The organism is Stenotrophomonas sp. 2YAF22 (assembly GCF_052114665.1).
GTDB classification, from domain to species: Bacteria; Pseudomonadota; Gammaproteobacteria; order Xanthomonadales; family Xanthomonadaceae; genus Stenotrophomonas; species Stenotrophomonas indicatrix.
In genome coordinates this window covers 1-1323 of record NZ_JBFRFE010000863.1, presented here as the reverse complement: position 1 = coordinate 1323, position 1323 = coordinate 1, and the positions used below count along the sequence as shown (strand labels likewise).

Sequence of the window (1323 nt, the reverse complement as noted above, 5' to 3'; positions counted from 1 at the left end):
GGGTGGGGGAGTGCGGCTCGGTATATTCGGGATGGTGCACCGGGGCGTGCTGCGCCAGCGCGCGATGCGGCCGTCCAGTGCGTCGAAAATGAAAGCCAGCGGGATCAGCGCCATGCCGAACAGCAGGTAGCCGCGCTCGCCATCCTGCAGGAAACGCATTGCGGCAAACACCGCGCCGGTGCCGCAGAAAGCGTTGGCGAGGGTGAACCAGTCCGCCAGATGGAACTCGCGCAGCATCGAGAAGTGACGTTTCATGAAGTCTCACGGGGCATCAAGGCCCACAGGGTACCGCGAGCGCCGCCACCGGCAACAGCGTGGGCTGCCCCTGTCCTTCACCCTTCACTCACCGATCCTCACCAGCGGTGAATTTTTCGCCACCCATCTTGACAGCCTAGGGGGGTGGCGCCTGTCAGCGCTTATCCACAAAGTTGCCCACGCGTAATCCACACCCCCTGTGGACAACTGGTTCTCACCGACTGCGACGCTGGACATTTCCTCATCACCACAAGCCGGGGTTTCCCTACTTCCCAAGCCGATCCGCCAGCGCTATGGTCTGCGGCGGACCCGCCGCCGCCACGTCCGACTCCTTACCGACGGACGATGTTGATGCTGGATGCACGCACCCTGGCCGCGCAGTTGCGGCAGCCCCATGGCGAGGCCGCGCTGGCCGTGGGCGAATCGATGAACCGCAGCAACGGCGCCCTCAACCAGGCGGCGATCGCATTGCTGGCCGTCGCTGCCGGAGAGCAGGTGCTGGAAATCGGTCCAGGCAACGCCGCCTTTGCGCCGCTGCTGCAGGCCAGTGGCAGTCGCTACGTGGGTGTCGAGCTGTCCAGTGCCATGGTCGCCGCCGGCAACCAGCACCTTGCCGCCAGCGGCCTGGCTGGCCGTGCCGCGCTGCGCGAGGGTGATGCCCATGCCCTGCCCCTGGCTGATGCCAGCGTCGATGCTGCGCTGGCGGTCAACACCCTGTACTTCTGGCCGGACCTGGCCCCGGTACTGGATGAACTGGCACGGGTGCTGCATCGCAGCGGCCGGCTATGCCTGGCCTTCGGCGATGCCGGATTCATGCGCAGCCTGCCCTTTGCCGCCGACTTTGAGCTGCATGAGCTGGACGCAGTGGAGCTGGCGCTGCGGGTGTCCGGCTTCACCGTCACGGCATGGCGCTCGCATCGCGAATGCACGGCCGGCAATGACGGCCAGCGGCGGGAAAAGCACTTCCACCTGCTGCTGGCGCGCCGGCGGTAATGCCGGCCGGGCACGGCGCTACCGGGGAGCATGGTAGTGCCGGCCGCTGGCCGGCAACCCGGCACTGTCGGGCTG

2 protein-coding genes are annotated in these 1323 nt (G+C 67.1%); one reads left to right on the top strand and one right to left on the bottom strand.

Going from position 1 to position 1323, the window contains the following annotated elements; genetic code table 11:
- Positions 1-255, bottom strand: a 255-nt coding sequence (locus AB4Y84_RS21790; RefSeq protein ID WP_442250951.1) for a CDP-alcohol phosphatidyltransferase family protein, incomplete at its 3' end; no start/stop codon positions are given.
- A gap of 345 nt (positions 256-600) precedes the next feature.
- Between AB4Y84_RS21790 and AB4Y84_RS21785 the strand changes: the two genes are divergently transcribed.
- Positions 601-1248 carry a class I SAM-dependent methyltransferase gene (locus AB4Y84_RS21785; protein WP_442244533.1) on the top strand — a complete coding sequence of 216 codons (648 nt, stop codon included), beginning with the start codon at positions 601-603 and terminating at the stop codon, positions 1246-1248.
- Positions 1249-1323 lie beyond the last annotated feature (75 nt).